Origin of the sequence: Synechococcus sp. GEYO (genome assembly GCF_900473955.1) — a bacterium.
In the GTDB taxonomy this organism is placed as follows: Bacteria; Cyanobacteriota; Cyanobacteriia; order PCC-6307; family Cyanobiaceae; genus Synechococcus_C.
This window is the reverse complement of record NZ_UCNL01000001.1, coordinates 46,210-61,226: the sequence shown is the minus strand read 5'-3', so window position 1 is coordinate 61,226 and position 15,017 is coordinate 46,210. Positions and strand designations below refer to the sequence as shown.

At 58.7% G+C, this 15,017-nt stretch carries 21 protein-coding genes and 1 tRNA gene; 7 read left to right on the top strand and 15 right to left on the bottom strand.

Annotation, left to right across the window (positions count from 1 at the left end; translation table 11 throughout):
- The first annotated feature begins 63 nt into the window (after window positions 1-63).
- Window positions 64-1,164 (top strand): oxygen-dependent coproporphyrinogen oxidase, encoded by a 1,101-nt coding sequence (gene hemF / locus DXY37_RS00410; protein ID WP_115124874.1) that lies wholly within the window; start codon window positions 64-66, stop codon window positions 1,162-1,164.
- On the opposite strand, the gene DXY37_RS00405 is transcribed toward hemF, so the two are convergent.
- The 3 genes from DXY37_RS00405 to DXY37_RS00395 are packed head-to-tail and all read right to left on the bottom strand — an operon-like array spanning window position 1,091 to window position 2,926.
- The gene (locus DXY37_RS00405) at window positions 1,091-2,023 is read right to left on the bottom strand and encodes an N-acetylmuramoyl-L-alanine amidase (protein WP_371637744.1); all 933 of its coding nucleotides are present in this window, start codon (window positions 2,021-2,023) and stop codon (window positions 1,091-1,093) included. The two genes, hemF and DXY37_RS00405, sit on opposite strands and share 74 nt — an antisense overlap.
- Window positions 1,941-2,495 carry a cofactor assembly of complex C subunit B gene (locus DXY37_RS00400; RefSeq protein ID WP_115124873.1) on the bottom strand — a complete coding sequence of 185 codons (555 nt, stop codon included), beginning with the start codon at window positions 2,493-2,495 and terminating at the stop codon, window positions 1,941-1,943. Before DXY37_RS00400 ends, DXY37_RS00405 begins: the two co-directional genes overlap by 83 nt.
- 47 nt (window positions 2,496-2,542) lie before the next feature.
- Complete coding sequence (locus tag DXY37_RS00395; protein ID WP_067095402.1) at window positions 2,543-2,926, bottom strand: helix-turn-helix transcriptional regulator; 384 nt, start codon at window positions 2,924-2,926, stop codon at window positions 2,543-2,545.
- A 126-nt stretch (window positions 2,927-3,052) separates the two neighbouring features.
- Between DXY37_RS00395 and DXY37_RS00390 the strand changes: the two genes are divergently transcribed.
- Entirely contained in the window at window positions 3,053-3,697 is a 645-nt protein-coding gene (locus DXY37_RS00390) for a ribonuclease D (RefSeq protein WP_115124872.1), read from the top strand.
- Between the two features lie 6 nt (window positions 3,698-3,703).
- On the opposite strand, the gene DXY37_RS00385 is transcribed toward DXY37_RS00390, so the two are convergent.
- Together DXY37_RS00385 and DXY37_RS00380 are read right to left on the bottom strand one after the other, a co-directional pair.
- Window positions 3,704-3,967: a hypothetical protein gene (locus DXY37_RS00385; RefSeq protein WP_115124871.1), complete on the bottom strand. Its 264-nt coding sequence runs from the start codon at window positions 3,965-3,967 to the stop codon at window positions 3,704-3,706.
- A gap of 43 nt (window positions 3,968-4,010) precedes the next feature.
- The gene (locus DXY37_RS00380) at window positions 4,011-5,234 is read right to left on the bottom strand and encodes a lipid-A-disaccharide synthase-related protein (protein WP_115124870.1); all 1,224 of its coding nucleotides are present in this window, start codon (window positions 5,232-5,234) and stop codon (window positions 4,011-4,013) included.
- A gap of 54 nt (window positions 5,235-5,288) precedes the next feature.
- On the opposite strand from DXY37_RS00380, the gene DXY37_RS00375 reads away from it, so the two are divergent.
- A tRNA-Cys gene (locus tag DXY37_RS00375) sits at window positions 5,289-5,359 on the top strand.
- A gap of 26 nt (window positions 5,360-5,385) precedes the next feature.
- Here DXY37_RS00375 and DXY37_RS00370 read toward each other — a convergent pair.
- Window positions 5,386-5,898 carry a hypothetical protein gene (locus DXY37_RS00370; RefSeq protein WP_115124869.1) on the bottom strand — a complete coding sequence of 171 codons (513 nt, stop codon included), beginning with the start codon at window positions 5,896-5,898 and terminating at the stop codon, window positions 5,386-5,388.
- A gap of 4 nt (window positions 5,899-5,902) precedes the next feature.
- Window positions 5,903-6,070, bottom strand: a complete 168-nt coding sequence (locus DXY37_RS13130) for a hypothetical protein (protein WP_170951728.1) — start codon at window positions 6,068-6,070, stop codon at window positions 5,903-5,905.
- 49 nt (window positions 6,071-6,119) lie between these two features.
- On the opposite strand from DXY37_RS13130, the gene DXY37_RS00365 reads away from it, so the two are divergent.
- The gene (locus DXY37_RS00365) at window positions 6,120-7,079 is read left to right on the top strand and encodes an aldo/keto reductase (protein ID WP_115124932.1); all 960 of its coding nucleotides are present in this window, start codon (window positions 6,120-6,122) and stop codon (window positions 7,077-7,079) included.
- Here the strand turns inward: DXY37_RS00365 and DXY37_RS00360 are convergent.
- Both DXY37_RS00360 and purM read right to left on the bottom strand, forming a co-directional pair.
- A complete protein-coding gene (locus tag DXY37_RS00360; RefSeq protein WP_115124868.1) occupies window positions 7,067-7,684 on the bottom strand; it encodes a histidine phosphotransferase in 618 nt (205 codons plus the stop codon). The two genes, DXY37_RS00365 and DXY37_RS00360, sit on opposite strands and share 13 nt — an antisense overlap.
- A gap of 133 nt (window positions 7,685-7,817) precedes the next feature.
- Window positions 7,818-8,855, bottom strand: a complete 1,038-nt coding sequence (gene purM, locus DXY37_RS00355) for a phosphoribosylformylglycinamidine cyclo-ligase (RefSeq protein WP_115124931.1) — start codon at window positions 8,853-8,855, stop codon at window positions 7,818-7,820.
- Window positions 8,856-8,985: 130 nt separating this feature from the next.
- On the opposite strand from purM, the gene DXY37_RS00350 reads away from it, so the two are divergent.
- The 3 genes from DXY37_RS00350 (at window position 8,986) to DXY37_RS00340 (ending at window position 11,330) form a co-directional block, all read left to right on the top strand.
- A complete protein-coding gene (locus DXY37_RS00350; protein WP_136975521.1) occupies window positions 8,986-9,192 on the top strand; it encodes a hypothetical protein in 207 nt (68 codons plus the stop codon).
- Between the two features lie 9 nt (window positions 9,193-9,201).
- Complete coding sequence (locus DXY37_RS00345) at window positions 9,202-9,777, top strand: septal ring lytic transglycosylase RlpA family protein (protein WP_115124866.1); 576 nt, start codon at window positions 9,202-9,204, stop codon at window positions 9,775-9,777.
- 62 nt (window positions 9,778-9,839) lie between these two features.
- Window positions 9,840-11,330, top strand: coding sequence for a bifunctional pantoate--beta-alanine ligase/(d)CMP kinase (locus tag DXY37_RS00340; RefSeq protein WP_244276757.1), 1,491 nt, complete (start codon window positions 9,840-9,842; stop codon window positions 11,328-11,330).
- A gap of 28 nt (window positions 11,331-11,358) precedes the next feature.
- Here DXY37_RS00340 and DXY37_RS00335 read toward each other — a convergent pair whose 3' ends face one another.
- The 6 genes from DXY37_RS00335 to DXY37_RS00310 all read right to left on the bottom strand — a co-directional run bounded on the left by DXY37_RS00335 (window position 11,359) and on the right by DXY37_RS00310 (window position 14,953).
- Window positions 11,359-11,838: a low molecular weight protein-tyrosine-phosphatase gene (locus tag DXY37_RS00335; RefSeq protein WP_115124864.1), complete on the bottom strand. Its 480-nt coding sequence runs from the start codon at window positions 11,836-11,838 to the stop codon at window positions 11,359-11,361.
- Window positions 11,835-12,371 (bottom strand): HEAT repeat domain-containing protein, encoded by a 537-nt coding sequence (locus DXY37_RS00330; protein ID WP_244276753.1) that lies wholly within the window; start codon window positions 12,369-12,371, stop codon window positions 11,835-11,837. Before DXY37_RS00330 ends, DXY37_RS00335 begins: the two co-directional genes overlap by 4 nt.
- Window positions 12,372-12,466: 95 nt before the next feature.
- Entirely contained in the window at window positions 12,467-13,237 is a 771-nt protein-coding gene (locus DXY37_RS00325; protein WP_115124862.1) for a HEAT repeat domain-containing protein, read from the bottom strand.
- Window positions 13,238-13,239: 2 nt separating this feature from the next.
- The gene (locus DXY37_RS00320; protein ID WP_115124861.1) at window positions 13,240-13,827 is read right to left on the bottom strand and encodes a chromophore lyase CpcT/CpeT; all 588 of its coding nucleotides are present in this window, start codon (window positions 13,825-13,827) and stop codon (window positions 13,240-13,242) included.
- A 78-nt stretch (window positions 13,828-13,905) separates the two neighbouring features.
- A complete protein-coding gene (gene cpcA, locus DXY37_RS00315) occupies window positions 13,906-14,394 on the bottom strand; it encodes a phycocyanin subunit alpha (RefSeq protein WP_115124860.1) in 489 nt (162 codons plus the stop codon).
- 40 nt (window positions 14,395-14,434) lie between these two features.
- Window positions 14,435-14,953 carry a phycocyanin subunit beta gene (locus DXY37_RS00310; protein ID WP_115124859.1) on the bottom strand — a complete coding sequence of 173 codons (519 nt, stop codon included), beginning with the start codon at window positions 14,951-14,953 and terminating at the stop codon, window positions 14,435-14,437.
- Window positions 14,954-15,017: the final 64 nt, after the last annotated feature.

The following is a 15,017-nucleotide window of genomic DNA, read 5'->3' as shown; positions in this document are numbered from 1 at the left end:
ACACGAACTTGTCGGAGACGGCGCTGGGCTGAAATGGTCAGGAGTTCAACGACACTGTCGACCATGGTCCGTTCCCTGCTTAAGCGTCTGAAGGGCCGGATGCTCGGGGCCGTGCCCTCGTCGTCTGCGGCTGTCTCGGGAGAGCGTCCCCCCGCCGACTCCCGCGAGCGTGCCCGTGCGCTGGTGATGGGCCTGCAAGATGAGATCTGCTCAGGCCTCGAAGAGATCGACGGCGTTGGCAAGTTTCAGGAAGAGAGCTGGGATCGGCCTGAAGGAGGCGGTGGGCGTTCCCGCGTGATGCGTGAAGGCCGCATCTTTGAACAGGGAGGCGTGAATTTCTCTGAAGTGCATGGCAAGGAACTGCCACCTTCAATCCTTAAACAGCGGCCTGAAGCCAAAGGGCATCCATGGTTTGCCACCGGCACCTCCATGGTTCTGCATCCCAGAAATCCATTCGTTCCGACGGTGCATCTCAATTACCGCTACTTTGAGGCTGGACCGGTCTGGTGGTTCGGAGGTGGTGCTGATCTCACGCCTTACTACCCCTTTCTTGAGGATGCCCGCCATTTTCATCGCACCCATCAGCAGGCTTGCGATTCAGTCGATGAGCGTCTTTATCAGGTGTTCAAGCCCTGGTGTGACGAGTACTTCTTCCTGAAGCATCGCCAGGAGACGAGGGGGATCGGCGGCATCTTTTACGACTACCAAGACGGGTCTGGGCGTCTTTACCGCGGCCAGGATCCTGAAGGCCCAGCTGCTCGCAAAGCGGCTGAGATCGGTTCAGTGAATCTCTCCTGGGAGCAGCTGCATGATCTGGCGAGAGCTAACGGAACGGCATTCCTTCCTGCATATATGCCGATTATCGATAAGCGCAATGGCCTTGCTTACGGAGACCGTGAGCGTCAGTTCCAGTTGTATCGACGGGGCAGATATGTGGAATTCAATCTGGTCTGGGATCGAGGAACCATCTTCGGATTGCAGACCAATGGCCGCACTGAATCGATCCTGATGTCTCTGCCGCCTCTAGCTCGCTGGGAATATGGCTATCAGGCCGAGGAGGGGTCTCGTGAGGCCCTGCTCACGGATCTGTTCACCCGCCCACAGCATTGGTTCGACGATCCATCGCTTGAGGAACGTTGTCGTCCGCATCAGGCGGTGAACTGAGCCTCTGGGTTGCTGGGCCCGGGGTCTCCCCGATGCCCAGCTCAATGGCTTCAACGATGCGAAGGGCCACCGCGGCAACCACTGCATTGCGACTCTGCGGAGCCCGTAAAGCTCGCTCCAGCTGTCCCTCCAGTTTGCCGATCTCGAGAATGCTGATGCCTCGCCTGGGTGCGCCGAGACCGCCGCGAAAGTTGATGGGATAGCGCCCGAAATTGAGGGCCAGGCTCTCGTCAATCCTTGTCGCTGGACTGCGCAGGTTGGGGATCAGGCCAGAGCCGACGCCGTGGCGGCCGTAGGCATCGAAATGGATCTCCAAGACGTAACCACCTGCGTCGTGGTGACGTCGCCCCACCGACCAGTTGGTGCGTGGATCCTCTTCATTCTCAATCGTGAGTTGATCCGGTTCATAGGAACGGATCTTGAGTCCGCGAGCCTGGCCTGTTGTCACCACGGCATCACGAACCCGCCGATTCCAGAACAGTTCATCGCGCATGCGCGCATCCATGGGGCGGGCTCCCCCACGGTCAACAGCTGCGCCCGAAGTCCCGGCTCCCTCGATTCCCTGGGAGTCGGCATGGCCTGCCAGAACCAGAATCTCCATGGACTCTGAGGGTATTGCTCGGCCCTTCCAGCTGGCAGGCAAGCTAACCCTGACTCCCGTGAGGGGGTCGTCGTCCTGGGGGTGTGGTGTTTTGGCGGCCGTTGCCATCACTGCTGACAGGATCAGTCCAGCGGTCATCAATGCCGCGGGCAGGACCAGCCATCGCGGAGTCACGTCAGATCGGTGATGACAGCAACGCGCCATCGCTCGCCAGTTCCAGCGGATCGGCAAGGGCAAGCTCAAGGGCGATGAGCTCATCGCGATGAGCACGTAGGCGAAGTGTGCTGCCTTCGCCTGCCTCAGACTCGATGAGCCGGATCTGAATCTCTTCCACACGTCTTGCTCGGCGGGTGTAGATCCACCCGGCCAAGGGACCAAAAGTGGCAATCAGCAGAGGCCACCAATTCAAGGATGGGTTCATCTGTCTCACGACCAGTCCAAGGCTGCCAGCACCGACGGTTCCCAGCAGTGACAGCAGGATTGCCAGAGGGACACTGCTGTCGACCTGGCCTCTGTATTCCAGCAGGCAGCGATCGGCATCCCCGCCCTGCTGGCTCCAGCCCCGCTGCTTCAACCAGGCGTCGAGGCCATTCAGCACTTCTACTGGAGGCCGCGGTGATCGAACCTCCACAACAGTGGTTCGATCCTTGCTGGCAGCTCGCAGGAAGAAGACCAGTCCAATCCCCAGCAACGCTGTGAGCAGCAGAGTGGACGTCTGGGGGGATGGCATCCGGCTAGCTGCTGCCCGAACAGAGGACTGTTCTACGTGGTCAGTAGCTAGGTGGTCAGTGGATCGTGTTCATGAAGCCAGCGGCTCCAGGGTTCCATCAGGCGCTCAGCCTGCCCTCTGGCGTCCTGATGCAGATGGAGCATGCGGCGGGGGCGACCCCTGCTTGGACAACGCTTGGTATAGGAATCAAGCATTTCCTGCTGCTCGAGAAAATCGACCGCCTGATGCAGCACCGTTTCGGATAGCCGCAGCTTGGGATGATCACTCTGCAGGCGCTGAAGCAGTCCGGAGGGGTAGGTGTCGTTCTGCAGCAGGCAGTCCAGAACCCAGCAGACCGCCAGCTCGAGATCCAGGAAGAGCGGCGGGGGCTGCTGGAAATAGTGTTCGATGTCCGCCAGACAGGAGCGCGTTGGTTTGCGTTGGGTGAGCATGAAAACAAGCTGTCTCGATTTTGTCTAACTCGGTCTCGTTCTGATTTTCAAGCGCTCAGTTAAAACTCGTTCGATCGCCCGCTGAGGCCAGAGTGGTGGTTGGTTGTCGTCCCTTGCTTTCCTTCCATGGCTGAGACCCCCAATGAGCCCTGCGCATTCGCAGTCTTTGATGGAGACCTGGATCAGGACTGGTATGACCGCTTCGTCCAGGCGAAGGCCCTTGCGGTCGACACCGAAGCCATGGGACTGATTCATGGACGTGACCGACTCTGTCTGGTGCAGATCTGCGACGACAGAGACCAGGTTGCTTGCATTCGCGTTGGTCTCGGCCAGACGGAGGCCCCGCGGCTGAAGTCACTGATGGAGGCTCAATCCATTGAAAAGGTGTTCCATTTCGCCCGGTTTGACGTGGCAGCGCTGGCCACAGGGCTTTCGATCCGAGTCAATCCTGTGTTCTGCACCAAGGTTGGGAGTCGTCTGGCACGCACCTACACCCCGCGGCACGGCCTCAAGGATCTGGTCATGGAACTGGTCGGAGTTGAGCTGGATAAACAGGCCCAGAGCAGTGATTGGGGCAGGGTTGATCAGTTAAGCGACGCCCAGCTGGCCTACGCCGCCAACGATGCCCGTTATCTGCTGCCCGCGCGCCGCCAGTTGGAGGTGATGTTGCGGCGAGAGGGTCGCTGGGAGCTGGCGCAGCGTTGCTTCGCATGCGTTTCAGTGATGTCTGATCTGGATCGTTTTCGCTTTGTCAACACCTTCGAGCACTGAGCGGTTTCAGTCTTCGAGCATGAAGTGTTGATCCATGGGCTCAGCCTCCAGCAGCGTGTCTAGGTTGCTGCCCGCTGAGCCCTGGCCCTGTTCGGCTTTCGCTGCATCAAGCAGACTTGTTGCCACGGCTTTTCGGGTTTCCACATCCCGTGCACCGTCCTTGGCTGCTTGCTGGTCGACCCGTCTGCGGGCAGAGGCCTGGCTGATGCTGAGCAGACTTGCCAGTTCCGCGCAAAGCCTCAGATAGTCGCGGTCCTGAATGGCGGCCATGGCGGTGGGAAGGAGATCCTTCGTTCTGAAGTGAAACCCAGTATCAGCGTTCGGGTGCGAGCTGGCCGATCACTTCCCTGGCAATGGCTTCGCTGCCGCCGGCCGGGCCCATCCTCTGGCGCCCCATGCGTCCCATCTCCTGCCGCAGCAGAGGGTCATTGAGCAGCTGGGCAAGACGGCGGCCCAGCTCCTGTTCCGATTCACAGGTGCGGACGGCGCCACCCAGAAGTCGGCTCTGCCTCTCGGCAAACCCACGGGTGAACTGCGGACCATGACCTGGCAAGGACAGGGCTGGGATTCCCAGTCCCACCATTTGTTCTGTGGCTGTGCCAGCGGTGGCAACACCTGCTTCCGCCCAAGCCACCCACTGCTGGAATCGCCCTGGTCCAATCAGGAGAAGCACCGGCCCACTTACCCAGCATTCGGCGGCTTCGAGGACGCTGCTCGGAGGAGGGCAGCTGCGGAATCCAAGGTTTTGCAGCAGTTCACCCAGCTCGTTCTGAAGGGGGCTGGAGCCAAGGGCTGCCAGAACGGCCAGAGGCACGGGGCTTGGCATCTGCAGGAGTCCGCTGATCAGGCGGCGGAAGTTGTTCAGTGCCTCGGGCATCCGGCTGCCGCACAGCAGCAGGATGCGTCGGCATCGCTCCAGGCTGGCTGGGGGGTCTGATGGGGCAAGCCCATCCATCATTGGGTTGCCGGGGCTGGTCGCGTTGACGCCGTGGCGGCGCAGTCCCCTTGCGGTGAGACGGTCGCGCATGGCAACCAGGCGGCAGCCGCGCCGTTTCATCACATGCCATTCCCAGGGATCCCACTCGCTGCCTTTCAGTGCGTGATAGCGATCACTCAGGGCTTGTCCTGGCCCGCTGCTCCAGGTGTAGTCGCTCTTGGGCGTGCCGATGAACCCAAACGGCCGACGGGCGCTCCAGGCCATTAGCAGCGGCAGCAGGTCTCCCACGGCCAGAATTGCAGCAGTGGACTTGCGCTCCTTCTGCAAACAGATCCATTGCTTCCAGGTGAGCAGCGGCAGACCGGCCATGAGATCTGAGAGGAGAGCGCCCAGGCTCTGATTGCTGAATCCTCCGCTTGGAAGTCGTGCTCCCGGACCGATCTTCTGCACCCAGCCTTGTTTAATCGCGCCCTGAAAGCAGCTGCCCTGGCCGACGAGAGGAAGCACCTTCACGGTCCAGGCCGGTTGCAGTCGATGCAGCGCTTCGATGATTTTCAGTGCGATCAGATCCTCGCCATGTCCGTTGCTAATCACCAGCAGGGCAGGGGCGGTCTCGCTGATACGATCCGCCAGTGGAGCGGATTTGCTCCGAGCGGCGGCATGGCCAAGTGGTAAGGCAGAGGATTGCAAATCCTTTATCCCCAGTTCGAATCTGGGTGCCGCCTTCGTTCTCATCACAGGGTTTGGATCATCAGAGTTGTGCTTCAGCACTGACCTGTCCTCCTGCTGGTCTATCGGCACGACAGAGAATGCGTCCTGTACGGACGCTGCAGTTCCCCAGGCTCACAGCCCAGGCCTTCGGCAATTCTTCAGCCAGTCCATTGGCGTCGTAGTTCGCTTCGGACACACTGTTGATCCTGCCTTGCCAGTTGGCCGTTTTCAGTTGGCATTTGCCTCGGCTGCAGTTCAAAACGGGCGTTGTTGACAACTCCGACACCACGAATGTGAGCCTCTGGCTGGAGCCTGGCTGATCGCCAGCTCCAATAAAGCGGATGCTGATGACCGCCGGTGTTCGGCCATCGATCTGAATGAAACGGCAACCACGCTTTTGCCCATTCAATGGCAGGAAGCGACAGTTGCTGCTTTTGGTCTGATATCGACCTGAAAAGGATTCGATTTGGGGTTGAGCAGAGAGGGGGGAGCTCAGACCAAGCAACAGAGCGCATCCAAGGGCCGCGTGTTGGTGGATCGGTTGGACGCGCATCACTTCAGTAGTCGCTGTCGGCCACGCACATGCCGATGCAGCTGATGCCGTTGCTGGCGGTGCGACCACAGTGAGAGCAGAGCACACGCTCATCTGCAGCACCGCTGGCTGAATCCTGCGCAGAGCCCTCGTCCCGCCGATTGCGAGCAGTTTCGGCAGTAGTGAGTGACATCGCATGGACCGAACTGAAGCGATCATGGCGTGCAGCGATCCACGGCGTTGTGACAGGAATTGGATTCGGGACTTGGGCCTGGGGCAACCAACTGCTCTGGGGCTATCGCTCCGAAACAGACGATCCAGAACTGAAAGCAACGTTTGCAGCGGCCGTTGCTGCCGGATTGCAGCTCGTGGACACGGCGGACTCCTATGGCACTGGTCGATTGAATGGTCGAAGTGAAGAGCTGCTGGGTCAGTGTCTGGAGGGTCTTGAGCTCTCGTCCCGCAATAACCTCATCGTTGCCACCAAGCTGGCTCCATTCCCCTGGCGCCTTGGTCGTCGCGGCCTGGTGAAAGCATTTCAAGCCAGCCGGCAGCGTCTACGGGGTCAGCTCGATCGGGTGCAGCTGCACTGGAGCACAGCCCGATACGCCCCATGGCAGGAACGACCCCTGCTGGACGGTCTCGCTGATCTGGTGGACCAGGGTGAAGTACGTGAGCTTGGTGTCTCCAATGTCGGCCCCCAGCGTCTAAGGCTGCTTCACGATCATCTGGCGCGTCGGGGTGTACGGCTGGCCAGTGTGCAGGTGCAGCTGTCACTGCTTGCTCCAGAACCAATCAGACCTGGCGGCATCCTCGACGTGTGTCGAGACCTCGGTGTGGAGGTCCTGGCTTACAGCCCTCTTGCTCTTGGCGTTTTGGCGCGACAACCTGGCTGGACACCCAGTGATGCAACGCTCTTGCGTTCGGGGCTGTTTCGGCGCCTGTTGCCGGGTTCTCTACTTCTGCGTCAGGCGATGGCTGACATGGCGCAGGCAAGGGGGGTGAATCAGATGCAGGTGGCCCTGAACTGGTGCCGGGCTCACGCAACCTGCCCGATTCCTGGATTTCGCCGACCCGCTCAGGTCGAGGATGCCAAGCAGGCACTTGGCTGGACCCTCACTGAGCAAGAGCGCAGTCTGCTCGATCAGCTCAGTCTCGATTGTCCGGTGCGCATGCCGGACAATCCGTTTCAGAGCGCTTGATCGGTTGGTTCCGGATCTGGACTGACGACCACTGGCAGTGATGATGCCTGGGGTTGCAGGGAAACCACCTTGAGTGGTGGCTTGATGGCAGGTGAAGGTTCTGCTGCCGACTGTTCGCAGGCTGAGAGTGCTTCCTGCAGCAAAGAATCAAACGTTGCGCCCGGAAGGCGGTGGCGTGCGATCTCCAGAAACGTTCGAGGCAGAGACTCTCCTGCAGCGCGGCGAACGGCGGGATTGTCCCGGCGCTGTTGTTGTTCCTCCTCGATTGCTCTCAGGAAACGGTGGGTGACATCGCGCTTCGTGCAGGCCTTGATCAACGTGTCACGGTCACCCTGAACCTGCTCCAACTCGGTGATGCGACGCTCAAGACTTAGAAGAACTTCCGCAGCTTCTTTATTGATGTTGGCCAGTTGCCCATCAGAGAGAAAGGGCATGTCCGCAACGAAGACCTTGCCGTGGTCCTTCAGCGCCAGAAAGGTCGGTCTTGGTCCACCCTGACGGTGAGCTCCGCTTTTGTCGTATCCAGAACTGACTGGGCGTCTTGGAGGTGTGGGACCTGCCGACGAACGTCGTCGGGTCGTGCGCTGAGATCTATCAAATGGCATGGCTTACTAGGGCGTATGTCGCGACGCATTGATCGATGCAAGATCGATCTGTCTGATGGGAGACTAACGGGGCTGGAAGGCCTCAGTGCGCTTTGTCCTCCAGCTGTTGGAGATTGTTGGATCCAGGTCTGGTTCAGGCGGGTAAGCCGAGCACTGGGGAGTCGTCATGGCCAGTAGTGGCCATGATCTCGCCGATGTCCCACGCCTTGAAGCCCTGTTGTTCACAGTGTTCGATTGCAGCTTCGACCGCCGCGCCAGGAAGCACCAGGCAATAACCAATTCCCAGATTGAAGGTGTGCCAGAGATCACGCTCCTTGATCTCTCCGTGAGATTGCAGCCAGCTGAACAGTTCCGAGCGCGGCCAGCGTTCGGGGGCCACCTTGGCGATCAAGCCGTCAGGAAGGCAGCGCGGCAAGTTCTCGGGAATGCCTCCGCCTGTGATGTGGGCCATGGCATGCAGAGGTGTGTCTGATTCGATCAACCGCTTCACCAGTGCCCCGTACAGATGGGTTGGCTTCAAGAGCGCCTGAATCAGAAGTTGATCATCGCAGCCGAATCGTGTTTCGGCCGATACGCCATTGGTCTCGAGAATTTTGCGCACCAGGCTGAAGCCATTGCTGTGAACTCCGCTGCTGCTGACCCCAACGATGCGATCGCCGGCTTGAACTTGGCTGCCGTCAATCACCGCATCCTCGTCAACGACGGCCACGCAGAAACCCGCCAGGTCGTAGCGGCCTGGTGGATAAAAGCCCGGCATCTCTGCTGTTTCACCGCCGAGCAGTGCGCAGCCGCTCTGGCGGCAGCCATCGGCAATGCCCTCGACCACCGTGGCCATGGCATCAGGGCTCAGGGCTCCTGTTGCCATGTAATCGAGGAAAAACAGGGGTTCGGCGCCGCTGGTGATGACGTCGTTGACGCACATGGCGACCAAGTCGATGCCCACTTCGTGATGGTTGTGATGCTCCTGGGCGAGTTCAAGCTTGGTGCCAACGCCGTCGGTTCCCGACACCAGCAGTGGACGTTTAAGCCCTTGCGGCAGCCGGATCATGCCTCCAAAGCCGCCCAGCCCGCCGACCACCTCTGGACGATGCGTTGCTTCGACACCGGTTTTGATCCGCTGCACGAAAGCTCGCCCAGCTTCCACGTCCACACCGGCGGCTCTGTAGTCCATCAGCAGCAGTAGTTCTGCCCTGATCCTCTCCCCTCGTGAGCAGGGCGTTGTGTCGTGCTCTTGTGCCGCTGCGATCGCCGGTCCCCTGGTCATCAGTGGGGCTTGTTGTTCGGATTGCCTGAGCTGATCAATGGCCCCTCGGTGCGTTGTGCTTGCAACCCAGTTGCTGCATCCTCTCCGGGCGGCTGATCAGCGTCTTGGCTTGCTCGGCGTGAGCCTTTCCCTGCCTGCAGGGGCGTCCAGACATTTTTACGTTCAAGCGACTTTCATGCGCTTCGGTCGCGGTTTTTTCGCCCTTAACGACCGAAGCAACGGTCTCTCCCAGAACACCGTGTGACCCACTCTTATGGCTCGTTTTTTTCCTGCCATTGCTGCATTTGCCGGAGTTTCGCTCGCAGGCCTCGCTCTCTATCCGGTGCTGGCGAGAGACCTTGATGGCTTTGGGATCACTGACCCTCTGGACCTGGTTCTGCCTTCCGAGCCTGTTTCCGCTCTTGAAGTCGCTGAACCATCGATCGAAGCGCCACTGGATCCGCTGATCACTGATTCAGTGACAGCCATTGCCGAGCCTGAGTCAGTGGTGGTTCCGATTCCGCCGCAGCCACCCAAGCCTGTTGTTCCGCTTGTGATCTCCACGCATTCGGGCGAAGCCAGCTGGTACGGCCCCGGTTTCTATGGGAATCGCACCGCCAATGGAGAGTTGTTTCGCCCGGGAACAATGACTGCCGCTCATCGCACCTTGCCGTTCGGTACGCGTGTGCGTGTGACCAACCTTTGGAACGGTCGCAAAGCAGTGGTGCGCATTAATGATCGTGGCCCATTTGCTGGGGACAGGGTCATTGATCTGGCGCATGGTGCTGCAAGCGAGCTGGGCTTGACGAGCAGTGGCATTGCTCAGGTTCGTCTTGAGGTGCTTCGCTGAGCCTTCGCGTCCTCCGAACTCGCTCAGAACTCACGTCCTGGCGTGCATCACGGCCTGGCCCGATTGATTTCGTTCCCACGATGGGGGGGCTGCATCAAGGTCACGCCCAGCTGATCCAGCGTGCGGTTGCTGGTTGTCCGGAGCCGGGATCCGTTCTGGTGAGTGTGTATGTCAATCCTCTGCAGTTCGGAGAGGGGGAGGACCTTGATCGTTACCCCCGCTCCTTCGAGGCTGACTGCCTTCTGGCACAGCAGGCCGGTGCGTCAGCAATCTGGTGTCCGGATGAGCGTCAGATTTATCCGCAAGGTGTCGCGTCGGGTTGGAGGCTGCAAGCGCCGTCAGCTTTGCAGTCGGGTTTGTGCGGTCCCTGGCGACCAGGCCATTTCGATGGAGTTGCCACCGTGGTCAGCCGCCTGTTGGCACTGGTCCAGCCAAGACAGCTCTGGCTGGGTGAGAAGGATTGGCAGCAACTCGCGATCGTGCGCCGGATGGTGAGCGACCTGGGATTGTCGGTTCGGGTCAGGGGATGTGCCACCGTGCGGGAGCCCGATGGTCTGGCTGCCAGTTCGCGCAATTTGTACCTGCTTCCAGCGGAGCGACGAAGCGCGGTATCGATCGGAGCCGCTCTCCGTCGTGCGGCGACGCAACTTCAGAACAAGTTGGCTGGCCAGAGGGATGTTCTGATCCAACTCAGACGGCAGCTCGAAACCGCAGGCCTTGAGGTGGAGTATGTAGAGGTCGTGGATCCATCCACGCTGCAGCCTGCTGCGGAAACGCAGTCCTTGCGCCTTTTGGCCGCGGCCGTCTGCTCTGGATCCACACGCCTGATCGATCACATTTTTGTCATGACCCGCTCTCCCATCGTTGCCATCGACGGCCCCGCCGGTGCTGGAAAGAGCACGGTCACCCGGGCCTTCGCTGAACGCATGGGTCTGCTGTATCTCGATACCGGCGCCATGTATCGGGCCGTCACCTTATGGGTCCAGGAGCATGGGGCTGATCCGGCCAACGCAGACGCCGTCGAGCGGCTTCTGAGAGGGTTGGAGGTGGATCTTTCGCCGTTGCGGAATGGAGTGCAGACCGTTTGTGTGAACGGCAGGGATGTCACGGATGCAATCCGTGATCCCAAGGTCACCGGTGCGGTGTCGTTGGTGGCTGCCCATGCTTGCGTACGGGCACTGCTGACGCGGCAGCAGAAGCGACTCGGTGAGAAGGGCGGCCTGGTGGCTGAAGGCCGCGATATCGGTACAGCTGTGTTTCCGGATGCCGAGCTCAAGGTGTTCCTGACTGCGACTCCTGAAGAACGGGCTCGTCGTCGTGCCAAGGATCTGGAGACGCGCGGTCATGCCGTGCCTGCGCTCAGCGAACTCGAAGCGCAGATTGTTGAGCGAGACCGACTCGACAGCACCAGAACAATTGCGCCGTTGGTGCAGGCGGATGACGCCACCGAGCTGATCACCGACGGGATGGGGATCGAAGCCGTGATTGATGCACTCGAGGACCTGTTCCGAGGGCGGGTTGCAGAAGAAGTTTGGCCCACTCCCGAGCGCTGATCGCTGTTCAGGGCTGGATGGTTGCTGTTTAATCCTCTGCGCTTAGTTCATCGAGCATCGCTGCGCAGGCCTCTTCCAGTAGATCCAGCACATGATCGAAGCCGGCATCCCCTCCGTAATAAGGGTCAGGAACTTCGCTTTCGCTATAGCGCTCTCCGTAGCTGAGCATCGGCCGGATCTGGGCGGTGGCCCTTTCCCCCGCTTCTCGGGCTAGGCCGCTGACAGCCCTGAAATTGTCGTCGTCCATGGTTAATACCAGGTCGAACTCTTCCAGGTCATTGAGGTCGATCTGACGGGCTCGGCTTGGCAGATGAATGCCACGCCGCTTGGCCGCGGCCTGCATCCGACGGTCCGCGGGATTTCCCACATGCCAGCTGCCGGTGCCGGCGGAGTCCACCACGAAACGGTTGTTTAATCCTCGTTCGTTCAGAAGATGCAGGAACACCCCCTCCGCAGCGGGTGATCGGCAAATGTTACCGAGACAGACGAAAAGAACTTTCTGGGTCATCCGACGCAAAGACGTTGCAGGGCCAGGCTCGCCCTGAGCCGCACCACCTTGACATTCTCTTGCTCGCTGGCGAGCTGATTCAACATTGACCGCCCTTTGTTTTTCATTGACGGTGTTAAAGCACTCAATGACAGCCGTCGTTCGAGTCCATAGACAGCGGCGTAGCGCACAATCCACTCATCATCCTTACAAGCTTGAAGCAGACCGTTGCAGCAGCGGGCTAGCTCCTTTAGGGCTTTGGATTCATCCAAGTCCAAATCAGCCAGCCCTCTTACGGCTGAACGTCGCACGCTGGGCGCAATATCTGCGATAAGAGCATGTTCAAGCAAGTCGAGTCCACGTGGGTCACGAAGTGCTGCCAACACTTTCACAATCCATGCTCTGGCTCCGTAATTCCCTGTGTTCAAGCTAATAAGCAGTGTAGGAACAATGTTTCTGCCAAGCTTGATGAGTCCTTGCGTTGCAGTCGCGGCCACAGCAGGATTGTTGTAACCAAGAACCTTGATCAGGGTCGGCGCTGCATTCGGATCCATCAAGGCACAAATCTTTTTTGTCGCTCGGACAAGTTCAGGTGTGCTGGTTGCTCGATCGAGTTGAAGTACTGCAGTTTGTAAGTCAGCGATTGTCATCACAAAAGATCATCCATGGCATCCAATACAGCCGTGTCATCGCTACATTCAGCTAGCCTACGAAGTGCAACAAGTTTGAGGCTGGCTTCCACCGCGGCTGTTTTGATCGCCGGCAGTGCTGCAGTCCATCCAGTTGCCCCTAGATCCAGCAGAGCTCCTCGACGTACCAGTGGTTCTGGATGTTCAAGGAGTGTTTCCAGCTCTTCTGCCCATTGATAGCAGCCAGTGAGCTGCAGCAAAGATCGGCATGCCGCGGCCCGAACTAGCGGACGCGGATGCTGGCAAAACGGCAGGATCGTGTCCCGAATCATCGCGCTGTCGTCCCCAATCTCACCTAATGCCTCAATCAGGGCTTCGCAGGGTTCACGGAGTAAAGCTGTGCCCTTCTGCTCCCTGCCAGCTTTGTCGATGCCACCACTCAATAATTGACAGATTGGTTTGATGGCGCCTGGATCTTTCATGGAGCCAAGGCTTCTGGCTGCTTCTTCACGAACTGAGTAGTCGTCCGATTGAAGCAACTGGAGTAGATCACCGCTGGCCGATGCATCCCTGAGTAATCCAAGTGCACGGATTGAGTTAAGGGCAACTCCTCTTCGATCAGGGTCTATTGGCTGCTTATTGAGTGCCGATAAAGTATGAATCAGTAATGGAATCGCCTCTGGGTGTTGAGATCGCATCTTGCCCAGCCACCAGGCTGCGTAGTACTGCGCAGAGGTGTCATCCTGTTGGCGCAAATTGTCTAGTATTTGCTCTTCGCTGAAGGCTTTCATTGTCACCAGTCAGCAGGAATTTCACTGCTCCAGCTTGTTAGCTTTTGAAATTGAAACTCTCCCGCGATTGAGCCCCAACAGCGTTCATTGGTCACAGGATCATGGCCCCTATCAAGTGTCTTGAGTTGATTCTTCTCGAGCTTGAATGTGCTCACTAAGACGGTGTCTTTGCCGTTTCGGTGAACAATACAGCGGCAGTTTGGTTCGAGAGATCCAAGATACGACCCTGCAACCTTTTGCACTTGGTAATGGCATTCATCGAGGCAAATCAGATCGCTTTCCTGGATCTCACCGCGAAGTGCCCGGTCGAAAGTTGCAGCGTTGAAGCGTGATGGCTCTCGAAAGGTGTGATTCCAGAGTTTGATCACGCCATTGGGTTGTTCTTCTGCTCGAATCATCCGCAGTCGGTAGGGGTTTTTGGGATCAACTGCATAGGTCTGTTCAAGCAGGATGGAACCTGGTTGCAGATGCTCGATCGGTCGATATCTCAGATGAATATGGGCAAACAGGGGAGGGTTGTCAAAGGCCTGTTTTTGATTGCTGTAGTCCCCGCAGAGTAAGGACAGAAAGCTCCTCAAAGTTGACGTCATCAGGCCTCACGCCGTTTCCAGTTCTAAACATTAAAAAAGCCCTCCATTGGAGGGCATGCATGGCATCAGAGACACTGATCAGGTCAGAGCGTTGATGGCGTAATCGATGTAGCTGTTGGCTTCTGTCGCAGCGTCACCATTCAGGCCGTGGTTGGCTTTGATGTGCTTCAGAGCTTCTACATACCAAGAGGGAGAAAGCTCAAAGGTCCGGTTGATTTCATCCAGACCTGCGATCAGGTAGTCATCCATGGGACCTGTTCCGCCGGCAACCAGGCAATAGGTCACCATGCGCAGGTAGTAGCCCACGTCACGGGAGCATTTGGCTTTGCCTTCAGTGGTAGCGGAGTAGTTAGCTCCCTCCATCTGGGTGGTGTAAGGGAACTTGGTGTAGACGGCCTGAGCAGCTCCGTTCACCAGGGTGTCAGCCTTGGCTGAAAGAGCTTTGGCCGCTTCAAGGCTGGCTTTTGCGCGGATGAAGCGTCCGGAAGCAGCCTGAACTTCAGTGTTGCTTAGAAAGCGACCCTGAGCGTCTGCTGCTGCGACGGCTTCGGTGAGGGGAGTTTTCATGGATGGAGTAGCGAGTGAGCGAAAAAGACGGGTCTCTGAATCAGGCGACGGACGCTGCTGCGCGATCGAAGTAGGTTCCGATCTCGCTACTAAGCGAAGCGCAATCACCAGAAGAGATGTCTGCTTTGTCGTTCACGATTCCCAGGGCGGCTTCCTTCATAAGGTTGACGCCGGCAGCGACGGATGCACCGGGAGTTCCCAGGGCGAGATAGGTCTCGCGCAGGCCGTTGAGGCAGCGATCTTCCATCACAGACGCATCGCCGGTGAAGACCGAGTAGGTGACGTAGCGAAGGATGATCTCCATGTCGCGCAGGCAGGCAGCCATACGACGTGAGGTGTAAGCGTTGCCGCCCGGAGCGATCAGTGCAGGCTGCTGAGCAAACAGAGCGCGTGCAGCATTCGCGACGATTGTTGAGGCGTTACTGGAAATGCGGTTCACGGCGTCCAGACGCTTATTGCTGTCAGAGACGACGGCGGCGAGTGCATCAATCTCGCTTGTGTTGATGAACTGTCCCCGGGCGTCGGCCTGGGCGACAACCTTGGTGAAGGCGTCGAACATTTGGAACTCCTCTTGGCAGCGTCTAAATGGGTGTCACAGACACCGGAGGGACATCGTAAAAGTC

Coding starts and splice junctions, on each gene's coding strand:
- hemF (WP_115124874.1), top strand. CDS start 64: ATGGTCCGTTCCCTGCTTAAGCGTCTGAAGGGCCGGATGCTCGGGGCC.
- DXY37_RS00405 (WP_371637744.1), bottom strand. CDS start 2,023: ATGAGCTCATCGCCCTTGAGCTTGCCCTTGCCGATCCGCTGGAACTGG.
- DXY37_RS00400 (WP_115124873.1), bottom strand. CDS start 2,495: ATGCCATCCCCCCAGACGTCCACTCTGCTGCTCACAGCGTTGCTGGGG.
- DXY37_RS00395 (WP_067095402.1), bottom strand. CDS start 2,926: ATGCTCACCCAACGCAAACCAACGCGCTCCTGTCTGGCGGACATCGAA.
- DXY37_RS00390 (WP_115124872.1), top strand. CDS start 3,053: ATGGCTGAGACCCCCAATGAGCCCTGCGCATTCGCAGTCTTTGATGGA.
- DXY37_RS00385 (WP_115124871.1), bottom strand. CDS start 3,967: ATGGCCGCCATTCAGGACCGCGACTATCTGAGGCTTTGCGCGGAACTG.
- DXY37_RS00370 (WP_115124869.1), bottom strand. CDS start 5,898: ATGCGCGTCCAACCGATCCACCAACACGCGGCCCTTGGATGCGCTCTG.
- DXY37_RS13130 (WP_170951728.1), bottom strand. CDS start 6,070: ATGTCACTCACTACTGCCGAAACTGCTCGCAATCGGCGGGACGAGGGC.
- DXY37_RS00360 (WP_115124868.1), bottom strand. CDS start 7,684: ATGCCATTTGATAGATCTCAGCGCACGACCCGACGACGTTCGTCGGCA.
- purM (WP_115124931.1), bottom strand. CDS start 8,855: ATGGACTACAGAGCCGCCGGTGTGGACGTGGAAGCTGGGCGAGCTTTC.
- DXY37_RS00350 (WP_136975521.1), top strand. CDS start 8,986: ATGGCCCCTCGGTGCGTTGTGCTTGCAACCCAGTTGCTGCATCCTCTC.
- DXY37_RS00345 (WP_115124866.1), top strand. CDS start 9,202: ATGGCTCGTTTTTTTCCTGCCATTGCTGCATTTGCCGGAGTTTCGCTC.
- DXY37_RS00335 (WP_115124864.1), bottom strand. CDS start 11,838: ATGACCCAGAAAGTTCTTTTCGTCTGTCTCGGTAACATTTGCCGATCA.
- DXY37_RS00330 (WP_244276753.1), bottom strand. CDS start 12,371: ATGGATCCGAATGCAGCGCCGACCCTGATCAAGGTTCTTGGTTACAAC.
- DXY37_RS00325 (WP_115124862.1), bottom strand. CDS start 13,237: ATGAAAGCCTTCAGCGAAGAGCAAATACTAGACAATTTGCGCCAACAG.
- DXY37_RS00320 (WP_115124861.1), bottom strand. CDS start 13,827: ATGACGTCAACTTTGAGGAGCTTTCTGTCCTTACTCTGCGGGGACTAC.
- cpcA (WP_115124860.1), bottom strand. CDS start 14,394: ATGAAAACTCCCCTCACCGAAGCCGTCGCAGCAGCAGACGCTCAGGGT.
- DXY37_RS00310 (WP_115124859.1), bottom strand. CDS start 14,953: ATGTTCGACGCCTTCACCAAGGTTGTCGCCCAGGCCGACGCCCGGGGA.